The 13,911-nt window shown below is 74.8% G+C and carries 13 protein-coding genes and 1 pseudogene; 10 read left to right on the top strand and 4 right to left on the bottom strand.

The window, feature by feature from the left end:
* Positions 1-98: 98 nt before the first annotated feature.
* Positions 99-980, bottom strand: coding sequence for an NAD-dependent epimerase/dehydratase family protein (locus ACYQBY_RS17700; RefSeq protein WP_459645207.1), 882 nt, complete (start codon positions 978-980; stop codon positions 99-101).
* Between the two features lie 117 nt (positions 981-1,097).
* On the opposite strand from ACYQBY_RS17700, the gene ACYQBY_RS17695 reads away from it, so the two are divergent.
* A complete protein-coding gene (locus ACYQBY_RS17695; protein ID WP_459645206.1) occupies positions 1,098-1,997 on the top strand; it encodes a LysR family transcriptional regulator in 900 nt (299 codons plus the stop codon).
* 83 nt (positions 1,998-2,080) lie between these two features.
* Here the strand turns inward: ACYQBY_RS17695 and ACYQBY_RS17690 are convergent, their stop codons facing one another.
* A complete protein-coding gene (locus ACYQBY_RS17690; RefSeq protein WP_459645205.1) occupies positions 2,081-2,632 on the bottom strand; it encodes a GNAT family N-acetyltransferase in 552 nt (183 codons plus the stop codon).
* Positions 2,633-2,943: 311 nt separating this feature from the next.
* Here ACYQBY_RS17690 and ACYQBY_RS17685 point away from each other — a divergent pair, with 311 nt between their 5' ends.
* Positions 2,944-3,696, top strand: a complete 753-nt coding sequence (locus tag ACYQBY_RS17685) for a M15 family metallopeptidase (RefSeq protein WP_459645204.1) — start codon at positions 2,944-2,946, stop codon at positions 3,694-3,696.
* A gap of 54 nt (positions 3,697-3,750) precedes the next feature.
* Here the strand turns inward: ACYQBY_RS17685 and ACYQBY_RS17680 are convergent, their stop codons facing one another.
* Entirely contained in the window at positions 3,751-4,443 is a 693-nt protein-coding gene (locus tag ACYQBY_RS17680; RefSeq protein ID WP_459645203.1) for a permease prefix domain 1-containing protein, read from the bottom strand.
* The gene (locus tag ACYQBY_RS17675; RefSeq protein WP_459645202.1) at positions 4,440-4,772 is read right to left on the bottom strand and encodes a PadR family transcriptional regulator; all 333 of its coding nucleotides are present in this window, start codon (positions 4,770-4,772) and stop codon (positions 4,440-4,442) included. The genes ACYQBY_RS17680 and ACYQBY_RS17675 overlap by 4 nt, the downstream gene beginning before the upstream one ends.
* A 75-nt stretch (positions 4,773-4,847) precedes the next feature.
* Here ACYQBY_RS17675 and ACYQBY_RS17670 point away from each other — a divergent pair, with 75 nt between their 5' ends.
* From ACYQBY_RS17670 to ACYQBY_RS17635, 8 genes and pseudogenes are all read left to right on the top strand, one after another.
* Entirely contained in the window at positions 4,848-5,300 is a 453-nt protein-coding gene (locus ACYQBY_RS17670) for a hypothetical protein (protein WP_459645201.1), read from the top strand.
* On the top strand, positions 5,297-6,856 hold the full coding sequence (locus tag ACYQBY_RS17665; protein ID WP_459645200.1) for a multicopper oxidase family protein: 1,560 nt from the start codon (positions 5,297-5,299) through the stop codon (positions 6,854-6,856). The genes ACYQBY_RS17670 and ACYQBY_RS17665 overlap by 4 nt, the downstream gene beginning before the upstream one ends.
* Before the next feature lie 383 nt (positions 6,857-7,239).
* Positions 7,240-8,151 (top strand): TauD/TfdA dioxygenase family protein, encoded by a 912-nt coding sequence (locus ACYQBY_RS17660; RefSeq protein ID WP_459645199.1) that lies wholly within the window; start codon positions 7,240-7,242, stop codon positions 8,149-8,151.
* A 33-nt stretch (positions 8,152-8,184) separates the two neighbouring features.
* Positions 8,185-9,231, top strand: a complete 1,047-nt coding sequence (locus ACYQBY_RS17655) for an ABC transporter substrate-binding protein (RefSeq protein ID WP_459645198.1) — start codon at positions 8,185-8,187, stop codon at positions 9,229-9,231.
* Complete coding sequence (locus ACYQBY_RS17650; RefSeq protein WP_459645197.1) at positions 9,228-10,091, top strand: ABC transporter ATP-binding protein; 864 nt, start codon at positions 9,228-9,230, stop codon at positions 10,089-10,091. Before ACYQBY_RS17655 ends, ACYQBY_RS17650 begins: the two co-directional genes overlap by 4 nt.
* A complete protein-coding gene (locus ACYQBY_RS17645) occupies positions 10,084-10,941 on the top strand; it encodes an ABC transporter permease (RefSeq protein ID WP_459645196.1) in 858 nt (285 codons plus the stop codon). The genes ACYQBY_RS17650 and ACYQBY_RS17645 overlap by 8 nt, the downstream gene beginning before the upstream one ends.
* A gap of 46 nt (positions 10,942-10,987) precedes the next feature.
* On the top strand, positions 10,988-12,394 hold the full coding sequence (locus ACYQBY_RS17640; protein WP_459645195.1) for an LLM class flavin-dependent oxidoreductase: 1,407 nt from the start codon (positions 10,988-10,990) through the stop codon (positions 12,392-12,394).
* Between the two features lie 113 nt (positions 12,395-12,507).
* Positions 12,508-13,911 (top strand): annotated as a pseudogene (locus ACYQBY_RS17635) (rhamnogalacturonan lyase family protein); the annotation flags it as partial.

The following is a 13,911-nucleotide window of genomic DNA, read 5'->3' as shown; positions in this document are numbered from 1 at the left end:
GGTCCGGTGCGGTGGTCCACGACCGGCGCGCGGCGCGGGCACGGCCCCGGCGGTGGTGACGGCCGCGCCGGATCGCGGACCGCGTTCCGTCCGGGTCGTCAGACGGGGTCGTAGGCGCCGGCGGCGAACTCCTCGAGCAGGGACGGGCGCGACGGCTTCCAGCCCAGCTCGCTGCGCGCCTTCTCGCCGGTGGCCTGCTGGTCGAGCAGCAGGGCCTCACCGAACCCGCCGAGCCGCTCGACCAGGGCGGCGGCGTCCTCGGCCAGCACGCGACCGCCGAGACCCAGCCGGTGGGACGCGGCCTCCCCCAGTTCGCGGACCGTCGGGTTGTCGCCGCTCACCCCGAGGTACACCGAACCGCTCTCCGCCCGCTCCAGCGCGGCCACGTACAGCTCCGCCAGGTCCTCCACGTGCACGCTGGTCCAGTGCTGGGTGCCGGGGCCGACCATGCGCAGCGCGGACGGCTCGCCGACCCGCTCGCCCGCGAACACCACGGTGGGGATGCCGGCGCCGTTGCCGTAGACGGTGCCCGGCTCGATGACGATCGAGCGGATGCCGTCCGCGGCCAGGACGCGCGAGTCGACCTCCTGGTACCAGGCGACCAGGGGCGGTGCGTGGCGCGGGGTCTCCTCGGTGATGTCCGGCGCCGAGCCGTGCACCCAGACACCCCCCGTGCGCAGGAACGTGGCACCCGGCCCCGAGGCGTCGAGGACGGCCCCGGCGAAGGCGGTCTCGACCGGGCCGCTGGTCGCGTCGCCCGGCGACGCGGTGGCGATGACGGCCTCGGCGCCGGCAGCGAGGCGGCGCACGAGGTCGAGGTCCCGGATGTCGCCGACGACGGCCGCGGCCCCGGCAGCGCGCACCGCCGCCGCCTTCTCCTCCGAGCGGACCAGCGCTGTGACCGGGTGGCCCGCGGAGATCAGGGCGGGCAGGACCGCTGAGCCGATGTAGCCGGTGGCGCCGGTCAGGAAGACGTTCACGGTGAGGGGCTCCTCGTTCGGGTTCGGATGACCCGCCGAGACTGCCCTGACCCGGGCGTTCGCCGCCAACGAACAGTTTTCATGTCCTCGATCGCCCCGGGCGATTAACATCGGCGCGTGGAGCAGCGTCAACTGCAGTACTTCGTGGCCGTCGCCGAAGAGCTCAACTTCACCCGCGCCGCCCAGCGCAGCCATGCTGTGCAGTCCACGGTCTCGGCGAGCATCCGGGCGCTCGAGCGGCACCTCGGCACGCCACTGTTCGAGCGCAGCACCAGCAGGGTTTCGCTCACCGAGGCCGGCAGGGCGCTGCTCCCGGAGGCGCGCCGGACGCTCGACGCCCTCGCCCGGGCGCGCGCCGCGGTGGACGGCTCGCGCGAGGGGCTGACCGGCAGCCTGCGCGTCGGCACGCTCTCGGGCCTCACCGCCGTCGACCTGCCGGGGCTGGTGAGCGACTTCCGCGCCCGCTACCCCGGCGTGCGGCTGTACCTGAGCACGGCGACCGGAGGCACCGACGCACTGCTGGCCGCCCTGCGCGCCCGTGAGCTCGACATCACCTTCGTCGCCCTCCACGCCGCGAGCGTGCCCGACCTGCACCTGGACCCGATCGCAGAGTTCCAGCCGCGGCTGCTGCTGCGGGCCGGCCACCCGCTGGCCGGGCGGAGCACGGTCAGCCCGGCCGCCCTGGCCGAGGAGCCGTTCATCGACCTGCCCCCCGGTTTCTGCAACCGCATCCGCACCGACGACGACTTCCGCCGGGCCGGCATCGCCCGCACGATCGCCGTCGAGGTCAGCGACATCACGACCATCCCCGGTTACGTCGAATCCGGCATCGGGGTGGCCCTGGTGCCGCCGCTGGCCACCGAGGACGGCCGCCGGCTCACCGCGGTCGACCTCGACCCGCCCCCCGCGCCGTGGACCCTGGCCGCGGCCAGCCTCGCCGGTCCCACGCCCAGCCCGGCCGTGGGGGCCTTCCTCGGCCTGGTCGACGCACACGTCGTGCGCCGGGACCGCTACTAGTCGTGCGGTGCAGCAGTTCCCGCCCCACCCACCCGGCGTGACGGCCGAGGAGAACTCGCGCCGGGGCGGTGCCGGCCGGTCCCTCAGGGGCGGTCCAGCCGGTACACGAAGTGCAGGGGGTCGTCGACCGGGTTGTCCGGCTCGATGTCCCCCTCGGCGATGCGCCGGAACCCCGCCTTCTCCAGCGCCCGCCACGAGGCGCGGTTGGCCGCCACCACGGGTACGACGATGCACGGGGTGTCGGGCAGGTCGGCCCACGTGCGTTCCGCCGCGAAGGCGATGAGGCGCGGGCCGAGGCCGTGGCCGGTGAGCCCGGGTTCCCCGATGAGGTAGTCGAGCTCCGCCGCGCCGGCCGGCACGTCCACGACGGGTCCGAGGTCCTCGAGGTCCTCGGGGTAGTCGGCGATGCGGCAGCGCTGGAACAGGCCCACCGGGCGGCCGTCGAGGAACACGAGGAAGTCCTCCGCCGGCTCCTCACCGCGCGCCGGGGGGCCGAAGTCGCGCTCCACCGCCTCCGGGGACGTCTCGTGGTTCCACCAGCGCTCCACGTGCGGCTGCTGCAACCACGAGCGCACGAGGGGGAAGTCGCGCTCGGTCAGCCGGCGCCAGGTGATCGTCGTCGTCGTGGTCGTCATCGTCCGCTCCGGGGGTGGTGGTCCCGGTCACGAGGGTAGTGCGGCGGTGCCCCGGAGCCGACCGGTTTTCCGGGGGCACCGGGGCCCGGCGTCACGCGTCCCGTGCCCCGGGTCGCCGTTCGCCGGGGAAGGTGGGGACCTTCCCGCCCGCCGCCTCCAGGGCCGCCATGCGCTCCTCGCCCTGCGACCCGGGGCCACGCGGACGGCACGTCGTGTGCCCGCGTCCGGCGCGTCCGGCGGACGGCGCGGGCTCCGGTGCGCCAGGATCCGGGTGTCCGCGTGGGTCGACCCGACGAGCCGGGGAGGTACGGGTGCCGTCGCCCTTCGCCGCCGACCGGATGCCCGACGGCAGCCGCCGCTACAGCCACCGCGCGGTCGTGGCCCGGCGCACGCTGCTGGCCGGCATCGTGGTGGCGGGCGCGGGGACCGGGGTGGGCCTGGCGCAGCTGCGGGGCGAGGAGCCCGCTGCCGCCGGCGAGCCGGGGCACTCCACCACCGACCCCGCCAGCCCGTGGGTCGTCGTCAACAAGAAGCGCCCCCTCGTCCCCGGCGACCACGTCCCGGCGTCGCTGACCGAGGTCGCGGGCGAGCCGGTCGCCACCGCCGTCGTGCCCGACCTGACCGCGCTGCTGGCCGCCGGGGAGGCCGACGGGGTGCGCCTGACGCTGACCAGCGGCTACCGCTCGCGGGCCCAGCAGGAGGCGGTGCACGAGCGGGCGGTGCGGCGCGACGGGCGCGAGGTGGCCGAGCGGTTCTCCGCGCGGCCCGGCTACAGCGAGCACCAGACCGGGCTCGCCGTCGACTTCGGCAGCGCCGCCCAGCCGGCCTGCGCGGTGCAGGACTGCTTCGGGCAGACCCCCGAGGCGCGCTGGCTGGCGGCCCACGCCGGCGGTTTCGGTTTCCTGCTGCGCTACCCCGCCGGGCTCACCCCCGTCACCGGCTACGCCCCCGAGTCCTGGCACTACCGCTGGGTGGGGCGGGAGCTGGTGGCGCGGATGGCGGAGCGGGGGGTGGTGACCCTGGAGGAGTTCTTCGGGGTTCCCGGCGGACCCGGGTACGCCTGACCGGTGCGCCCGGTGCGCCCGGGGGGCCCGGCGCGGAGGGCGCGGGCGGGACGCTCAGCGGTTCCGGTGCAGGTCCGAGGCCCCGACGCAGCGGTGCGCCGAGACGAGCAGGACCGCGGGCACGGCCAGGGTGAGCGTGACGACGGCCCAGTGCAGGGCCGAGGCGCCGAGGGTGGCCACCACCTGCGGGGCGGCGAGGACCGTGAGCGTGAGGGAGGTGGCGTACGTCGCCACGACGCCGCCGAGGGTGGTGCGGCCGATCACCCGCGCCAGGAGCTCGGGACGGCGCATCCGGGTGCCCGCGACCTGCAGCACCACGAGCGCGCCGAGGCACAGCAGGGCCGTGGTGAGGCCGAAGACGTCGATGAGGCGGGAGAGCCCGGTGCCGGCGCCGACGGCGGTCGCGGGAGCCGTCACGTGCGGCGCGGAGACCCAGACCGCGTCCCAGGCCACCCACAGCAGCACGAGCGACACGGCGCTCCACCCGGCCGTCCAGCGGGCCTGGTGCACGGCCAGCTCCCGCTGCAGCTGCGGCGCCAGTTCCGCCACCGGCCCGAACTCCTCGACGGCGAGCTGCTCGGCCTCCCGGCGGGGCAGGCCCTCCCCGGTGAGCGCCCCGGTGGCGTCGTCGAGGCCGTCGCGGATCTCCCGCAGCATCTCCCGGCGGGTGCGGGCGGGGCCGCGCAGTTCCCGCGCGAGGTCCCGGACGTAGTCCTCGACGGGCCCGGGCACGGCCACGGCGGTCACGAGGCGGCCCCCTTCGCGTCGAGCACGCCGCCGACGACGGCCGTGAACCGCCGCCAGCGCTCCCGCGACGCCTCCAGCTCCGTCTGCCCGGAGCGGGTGAGGCGGTAGGTGCGGCGCCGGCGGCCGTCCACGAGGCTCCAGGTGCCGCGGACGAACCCGTCGCGCTCCAGGCGCCGCAGGGCGGGGTAGACGCTGCCGGTGTTCAGGGCGAGCACGCCGGCGCTGCGCTCGCGCACCGCCTCGATCACGGCGTAGCCGTGCCGCGGCTCGTCCTCCAGGACGGCCAGCACGAGGGACTCCAGGTGGCCGCGCAGGGCCTCGGCATCCACACGAGGAGCGTACTCCCGATGTCGGTCGGCTACATACGTAGACTGCTGACACATCGATATGTAGCGTGTCTGCACATGGGAACGACGAGCACGCCCGCCCGGACCCCCGCCGCCGCGCGGCCCGCGCGCACCGGCCCCCGCACCACGCGGTACCTGTTCACCGCCGTGGTCGCCCTGCAGGCCGCCCTGGCCTGCACCCAGGCGCTGCTGGCCGGGTCCTACTTCGCCGGTGACGTCGACTCCATCGCCGCGCACTCGGTGATCGGCAGCCTCCTGCCGCTCGGGGCGATGCTGCAGTTCGCCGCCGCCGTCCTGCTCGTCCGGCCCGGCCGCGGCCCCTGGTGGCCGGCGCCGGTGAGCCTCCTGCTGTTCTTCGCGGTCGGTCTGCAGACCGGGATGGGCCACGGCCGCGTCCTGGCCGTCCACGTCCCGCTCGGGGTGGGCGTCGTCGGGGCGCTCGTGGCCCTCGCCGTCTGGTCCCTGCTGTGGCGTCCCGGGCGGCGCACCGCGCCGGGGGGCCCGCGGTGAGCCCGCTGTCGCGCCGCGGGTTCCTCCTCGCCGGGGGTGCGGCCCTCGCCGGCGCCACCGGGTGCTCGGGAACCCGGGAGCGCAGCGGCGAGCTCCTCGCCCACGCCGGGCCGCTGCCCCGCCCGTTCGCCGTGCCGCTGCCCGTTCCCGCGGTGCTGGAGCCGGTGCGCACCACCGCCGCGGGGGACGTGTACGAGGTCGTCCAGCGCGTCGCGCGCGTGCGGATCCTGCCCGACCGCGACACGGAGGTGTTCACCTACGGCGGCACGTTCCCCGGCCCGACGCTCGTCTCGCGCAGCGGCCGCGCCGCCCTCGTCACCCACGTCAACGAGCTGCCCGTCCCCACCGTCGTCCACCTGCACGGCGGGCACACCCCCGCCGACAGCGACGGTTTCCCCACCGACCTGCTCCTGCCCGCCGGGTCCGACCCAGCCGCCGCCCGCGCGACGCACGCACACGGGAGCGCGCACGGGGGGGCCCCGGGCGACGTGCGGGTCGGGAGCCGGGAGCACCGCTACCCGATGCGCCAGCGCGCCGCGACCCTCTGGTACCACGACCACCGCATGGACTTCACCGCCCCGGCCGTGCACCGGGGCCTGGCCGGGCTGCACCTCGTCACCGACGAGGAGGAGGAGTTCCTCGGCCTGCCGGCGGGGGAGCGGGACGTGCCGCTGGTGCTCACCGACCGCTCCTTCGCCGAGGACGGGTCCTTCCGCTACCCGGCCCGGGACCCCTCGATGCTGCACGCCCCCGGTGTCCGCGCGGAGTTCTCCGAGGGGGTGCTGGGGGAGGTCCTGCTGGTCAACGGCGCCCCCTGGCCGGTCCTGGAGGTGGACGCCGTCCGCCACCGGTTCCGGGTCCTCAACGCCTCCGGCGCCCGGCGCTACGAGCTGACCCTCGACCCGCCCCCGCCGGACGGGCCGGTGTTCGTGCAGGTGGGTTCCGACGGCGGTCTGCTCGCCGCACCGCAGGAACTCGGCAGCCTGCGCGTGGCGCCCGCCGAGCGGTTCGACGTCGTCGTCGACTTCGGGCGCTACCCGGTGGGGACGGAGGTCGCGGTGCGCAACTCCCTCGGCGAGGGCCGCACCGCCGAGGTGCTGCGCTTCCGCGTCGTGCGCCGGGGGCGGGAGGGCTCCACCGTGCCGGCGCGGCTGTCCGAGGTCGAGCCGCTGTCCCCGCGCGCCGTGCGCGTCACGCGGGACTTCCGGTTCTCCCGCGGCCGGCCCGGACAGCCGCACTGGGTCCTCAACGGGCGGCCGTGGGACGCGGCGCGCGTGGACGCGGACCCGGTGCTCGGGCAGGTGGAGCGCTGGCGGTTCCGCACGGACGTGCACCACCCGGTGCACGTCCACCTCGACCCCTTCCAGGTGGTGCGCCGCGGCGCGCACGGGCCCTCCGCGTGGGACGCGGGCTGGAAGGACACGGTCGACGTGCGGCCGGGGGAGGTCGTGGAGGTCCTGGTGCGGTTCACCGACCACGCGGGCAGGTTCGTGTTCCACTGCCACAACCTGGAGCACGAGGACATGATGATGATGGGCAACGTCGTCACCCGCTGAACTCTCCCGGCGGCACCGCTCTCCCGGCAATGTCGACCGGCGAACTTGACAATGACCGGCCGGTGCTGGTGGTGTGTTCCCCGCCGGGTTCCCGGCCACGACACGAGGAGCGCACGATGCACGCACAGGGCAGCAGGACCCCGTCGGGTCCCGCCCTCGTGCGTCATCTCCTCAGCATGTCCCCCGTGCCGCCCGGCACGCGCTGTCGCTGACAGCCCCCGCCGCCCGCGCGATCCGCGCCGCCGGCGCACGCACGTCCCCGCCTGAGCCGCAACAGGTCCCGGTCCGGTCCCTGCCCCGCCGCCGCGCATCCCGACGCCGGTGGGCGCACCCGCACGCACGCCACCCGCCACGCCCCCCTCCACCACGCCCCTGGAGTTCCGATGACCGCTGTCGCCGAGCCCACCACGCTCACCGCCACCTCCCTCACCGCCACCACCGGCTCCGTCGTGTCCGGCGTCGCCCTCGGCCCGGACCTGCCGGAGCAGACCGTCGCCCGGATCCGCGAGCTGCTGCTGGAGCGCAAGGTGCTCTTCTTCCGCGGCCAGCACGACCTCGACCTCGACGGCCAGGTGGGTTTCGCCCGCCTCCTCGGGGAGCTCACCACCGCCCACCCCACGGCGTTCTCCGCCGAGCAGTCCCAGCACGTGCTGCCCATCGACTCCGAGGCCGGCCGCGCCGACACCTGGCACACCGACGTCACGTTCGTCGAGCGCCCGCCGGCGTTCACCGTGCTGCGCGCCGTCACCCTGCCCGAGGTCGGGGGTGACACGGTCTGGGCGAACACGGCCAGCGCCTACGAGCGGCTGCCCGGGCACCTGCGCGCCCTCGCCGACTCCCTGCGCGTCGTGCACACCAACCAGAACGACTACGTCCGCCCCCGCGAGCAGGAGGGCGCCCGGGAGCGCGCCTACCACGAGCAGTTCGTCTCCGAGTTCTTCGAGACCGAGCACCCCGTCGTGCGGGTCCACCCCGAGACCGGCGAGCGCACCCTCGTCCTCGGTGGTTTCGCCCGCGCCTTCCGCGGCCTGACCTCGCAGGAGTTCGCCGCGCTGTTCACGATCTTCCAGGACCGCATCACCTCCCCGGAGAACCAGGTCCGCTGGAGCTGGGCGTCCGGCGACGTGGCGATCTGGGACAACCGCGCCACCCAGCACTACGCCGTCAACGACTACGGCCGCGCGAACCGTCAGCTCACCCGCGTCACCGTCGCCGGGGACGTGCCCGTCGGCGTCGACGGGACCCCCAGCCGGGTGGTCCGCGGGAACGACGCCGCCTACACCCCCTCGCACTGACCACCCACCCGTACCGCAGGAGCTGCAGAACCCGTGAAGATCCGACTGTCGTCCGTGGCCGGCCTCGCCGCCGCCCTCCTCGCCGCCACCGTCACCGTCAGCGGCTGCGGTTCCGAGGCCGCTCCGGCCGGGACCGCCGCCGCGGCGGCGGCCGGGGGCGGGACCAAGACCCTGCGCTACCAGGGCTGGTCGAACACCGTGACCCTGCCCGAGCTCGCCCAGGACCTCGGCTACCTCGGCGACGTGGAGCTGGAGTGGGTGGGCAACACCATCAGCGGGCCGCAGGACATCCAGTCCGCCGCGACCGGCGCCACCGACTTCGGCGGCGCGTTCGACGGTGCCGTCGCCAAGCTCATCTCCTCCGGTGCACCCGTCACGGCGGTCGTCGCCTACTACGGTTCCGACGCCAAGGCGTTCAACGGGTTCTACGTCGTCGAGGACAGCCCGATCCGGGGTGCCCGCGACCTCATCGGCAAGAAGATCGGCGTCAACACCCTCGGCGGTCACAACGAGGCGGTCATCCACACCTACCTCTCCTCCGAGGGCCTCACGAAGGACGAGATCAAGAAGGTGGAGCTCGTCCCGCTGCCGCCGCCGAACATGGAGCAGTCCCTGCGCGCCGGGCAGATCGACGTCGCGGCGCTGTCCGGGCAGTTCCGCGAGCAGGCCGAGGCAGGAGGCGGCGTGCGCGCGGTGTTCAAGGACTCCCAGCTCTTCGGGGACTTCAGCGCCGGCACCTACGTGTTCCGCGACGACTTCATCGCGAAGAACCCCGACACGGTGGAGGCGTTCGTCGCCGGCATCGCCAAGGCGATCGAGTGGACGAAGACCACCCCGCACCAGGACGTCATCGCCCGCTACACGAAGATCATCGAGGCTCGCGAGCGCACCAACGAGAGCACCGCCTCCCTGAAGTACTGGCACAGCACCGGCGTGGCCAGCGAGGGCGGCCTCATCCAGGACTCCGACTTCACCCGCTGGGAGACCTGGCTCGACGCGACCGGGGCCGTGAAGAAGGGCGAGCTGGACGTGAAGTCCTTGTACACCAACGAGTACAACCCCTACGCGAAGGCCGGGTGAGCCCCGTGACGGCCGGGATCCGCTTCGACGCGGTCACCAAGACGTTCCCCATCCGCGGCGTGGAGGACGAGGTCTTCACCGCCCTGGACTCCTTCACCCTCGACGTGCGGCCGGGTGAGCTGCTGGCCCTCGTCGGGCCCAGCGGCTGCGGCAAGTCCACCCTGCTGGACCTGCTCGGCGGGCTCACCGCCCCCACGAGCGGGCAGATCCTCCTCGACGGCGAGCCCGTGACCGGGCCCGGCCTGGACCGGGGCATCGTGTTCCAGCAGTACGCGCTGCTGCCCTGGCGCACCGCCCAGGGCAACGTCGAGCTGGCCCTGGAGGCCAGGAAGCTCCCGCGCCGCGAGCGCGCCGGCAGGGCGCGGGAGTTCCTGCGCCTGGTCGGGCTGGACGGCTTCGAGAAGCGGTACCCGCACGAGCTGTCCGGCGGCATGAAGCAGCGCGTGGCGATCGCCCGGTCGCTCGCCCTCGACCCCGAGGTGCTGCTCATGGACGAGCCGTTCGCGGCGCTGGACGCCCAGACCCGCGAGTCCCTCCAGCAGGAGCTGCTGCGCATCTGGCAGGCGACCGGCAAGACGATCGTGTTCATCACGCACGGCATCGAGGAGGCCGTCTACCTCGGCCAGCGCGTCGCCGTCATGACGTCCCGGCCCGGCCGGATCAAGCACGTCCTCGACGTGGACCTCGGCGACCGCACCGCGGACGCCGACATCCGGACCAGCCCGGGGTTCACCGCGCTGCGCCACGAGGTGTGGTCGCTGCTGCACGACGAGGTCCGCAAGGCCGAGCTGCTGGAGCGGCCCGGGCGGGTCTCGGACCTGCTCGACCCCGAGAAGGAGGAGGTCGTCGGAGTTGGCTGACACGCTCACGACACCGCAGGCCCTGGCGACCGCGGCACGGCAGATCGCGGCCCGCCGGCCTCCTGCGGCCCGCCCGCGCCCCCGGCGGGGCTCGCCGGCCACGGTCCTGCGCTCGGCCGCGGTCCTCACCGTCCTGTTCGGCCTGTGGGAGCTCGCCCCGCGCCTCGGCTGGGTGGAGCGCTCCCTCATCCCCCCGGTCAGCGAGGTGGCCCGCGCGTGGTGGGCGCTGGCCGCCGACGGGCAGCTGCTGGACAACACCCGCGCGAGCCTGACCCGGGCGTTCACCGGGTTCGGCATCGCCGTCCTCGTCGGGGTCCCGCTCGGGGTGCTCCTCGGCTGGTACAAGGTCGTGCACCAGCTCCTGGACCCGGTGCTCCAGCTCTTCCGCAACACCGCGGCCCTCGCCCTGCTGCCGGTCTTCACGCTGCTGCTGGGGATCGGCGAGACCTCCAAGATCGCGATCGTGGTCTACGCCTGCCTCTTCCCCGTGGTGCTCAACACCATCAGCGGCGTGGGCACGGTGGACCCGCTGCTGCTGAAGTCGGCGCGCTCCATGGCGCTGCCCCCGCTGCAGCTGTTCCGGAAGGTCGTCCTGCCCTCGGCGGTCCCGTCCATCTTCACCGGCGTCCGCCTGGCCGGGGCCTCCTCCATCCTCGTCCTCATCGCCGCCGAGATGGTCGGCGCGAAGGCCGGCCTGGGGTACCTCATCAACTCCTCGCAGTTCAACTTCATGATCCCGCAGATGTACGCGGGCATCCTCACGATCTCCGCCATCGGCCTGGTCGTGAACGGGCTGCTCGTGGGGCTGGAGCGCCGCTTCTCCCGCTGGCGCACCGACGTCCGCTCCTGAGACCCGCACCGACCCCGTACCCGCCCGGCACCCAGGAAGGCCCCCCGTGTCCCGCCAGCTCCACCTCAACGCGTTCCTCCTCAACCTCGGCCACCACGAGGCCGCGTGGCGCCACCCGGCCAGCGACCCCTCCCGCGCCCACGACGTCCGGCACTTCATCTCCCTCGCGCAGACCGCCGAGCGGGGGAGGCTCGACTCGATCTTCTTCGCCGACGGGGTGGCGGTGCGCGGGAACGTGCGCCACAACAGCCAGGGCGGGCTCGACCCGGTCGCGATCCTCAACGCGGTCGCCACGCACACCTCGCGGGTGGGTCTCATCGCCACGGTGTCCACGACGTTCACCGAGCCGTTCGCCACGGCCCGTGCGTTCGCCACGCTCGACCACCTCTCCGGCGGCCGGGCGGGCTGGAACATCGTCACCTCGGGCACGGAGGCCGAGGCCCGCAACTTCGGCTACGAGCAGCACCTGGAGCACCGGGTGCGCTACGAGCGGGCGGCGGAGTTCGTCGACGTCGCGGTGAAGCTCTGGGACTCCTGGGAGGACGGCGCGCTCGTCCTGGACAAGGAGTCGGGGGTGTACGCCGCCACCGAGCGCGTGCACGAGGTCGGCCACCGGGGCCGGCACTTCGCGGTGCAGGGCCCGCTCACCGTGCCACGCTCCCCGCAGGGCCGGCCGGTGCTCGTGCAGGCCGGTTCCTCCGAGGACGGCCGGGACTTCGCCGCCCACAGCGCGGAGGCGGTCTTCACGGCCTGGCAGACGCTGGAGGAGGCGCAGGCGTTCTACGCCGACGTCAAGGGCCGGGTCGCCGCCGCGGGGCGCAACCCGGACCACGTGAAGATCCTGCCCGGCATCGTGCCCGTCCTGGGGTCCACCGAGGCCGAGGCGCGGCGGCTGGAGCGGGAGCTGGAGGAGCTCCTGGTCTGGGACCACGGCCTCGCCCAGCTCTCGGGCATCCTCACCGTGCCGCTGTCCGCGGAGGACCTGGACCGGCCGCTGGCCTCCCTGGACCTGCCGGCGGAGTCCGAGATCAACGGCAACAAGAGCCGCTTCACCCTCGTCACCGACCTGGGCCGCCGGGAGGGGCTCACCGTGCGCCAGGTCATCGCCCGCCTGGGCGGCGGGCGCGGGCACCGCACGTTCACCGGCACCCCGGAGCAGGTGGCGGACACACTGGAGGAGTGGTTCCGCGCAGGGGCCGCGGACGGGTTCAACGTCATGGCCCCGCTCCTGCCGAGCGTCCTGGAGGCGTTCGTCGACCAGGTCGTCCCGGTCCTGCAGGACCGCGGCCTCTTCCGCCGCGAGTACTCCGGCACGACGCTGCGCGAGCACTACGGGCTGCCGCGCCCGCAGAGCGGGTACGCCACCGGCGAGGTGAGCGGCCGCCCGCTGCTGGAGGCCCTGCGCGAGGGCACGTTCGCGGGCCGGCGCCTGCCGGCCCCGGTCCCGTCGTGACCACCTGACCCGACCACCCGACCCGACCACCTCACCGGACCACCCCGCCCGATCCGGTCCGCTGTCACGGACGTGCCCGGGGCCCTGAGCCCCGGGCATTTCCGCGCGGACCGGTGAAACGTTCCAGACCTTTCAGAGACACCACCGGAGGACCCGTGCCCGCCCGTCCCGCCCCCCGCCGCGCGGGGGTGCTCGCGCTGCTGCTCGCCGCGGCGCTGCCCGCCTCGGTGCCGCCCGCCGCCGCCGCACCCGGTGCCGCGCGCCCCGTGGCCGACACCCCCCGCCGCGTCGTGGAGCGCCTCGACCGCGGCCTCGCCGCCGTCCCGACCGCCGAGGGCACCTTCCTGAGCTGGCGCCTCCTGGGCGCCGAGCAGGGCGAGGAGGCGCTGCACTTCCACGTCTACCGGGACGGGCGGCGGATCACCTCCGCACCCGTGCGGCGCTCCACGACCTACCTCGACCGCGGGGCGGCGGGTGGCAGCTACACGGTCCGCGCCGTGCTGCGCGGGCGGGAGGAGGCCGACAGCGCGCCCGCCGTCCGGTTCGGCGGGGAGCAGGGCCTCGACATCCCCCTGCTGCCCGCCGCCGGCTACCACGTCCAGCACGCCTGGCCCGGGGACCTCGACGGCGACGGGCGCTACGAGTTCGTCGTGACCCGCCTGCCGTTCGCCGCGGGCCTGCCCTCCTACGTGGAGGCGTACGACCTCGACGGCCGCAACCTCTGGCGCATCGACCTCGGTGCCGCCTCGCACACCCGTGCGGGCGGCAACGGGGCGAACGACCCCGCGCCGGCGGCGGTCAGCGGCTACGGGGACGTCGCGGGGTTCCGCAACGACGACAACGTCACCGTCTACGACCTCGACGGGGACGGCCGCTCCGAGGTCCTCCTGCACACGGCCCCCGGGGTGCGCTTCGCCGACGGCGCCACGGTGAGCGGGCCGCGGCCGGAGTCGCAGTACGTCTCGGTCGTCGAGGGGCGCAGCGGCTCGGAGCTGACCCGTGCGCCGCTGCCGCCGGACCTCGCCGCCGACGGCCCCTCGGGTGGGCAGTTCGCGGTGGCCTACCTCGACGGCGCGCACCCGAGCCTGGTCACCAAGCAGGTCACCCGGGCCGGGGCGGGCCGGGGGGGCTTCCGCACCCTCTTCACGGCGTGGGACTTCGACGGGCGCACCCTGACCCAGCGCTGGAAGCACCTCCTGGGCCGCGGGACGAGCTTCCACCAGCTGCGGATCGCCGACGTCGACGGGGACGGCCGCGACGACGTCGCCGACGGCAACCACGTCCTCGGCAGCGACGGCACGCCCAGGTACGTCGTGGACCGCGCCGTGCACGGCGACCGCTTCCACGTCGGCGACCTCGACCCCGGGCGTCCCGGCCTGGAGGGGTACGCCATCCAGCAGACGGAGGGCGGGGTGTGGACCGAGTTCCCCTGGTACTACTACGACGCCGCGACGGGTGAGCGCCTGGTGACCGGCGCCCACCCCGACGTCCCGCGGGACGCGACGCTGTGGGACGTG

It is taken from the genome of Kineococcus anabasis, assembly GCF_054590795.1.
This window is presented reverse-complemented; position numbering and strand designations above follow the sequence as displayed.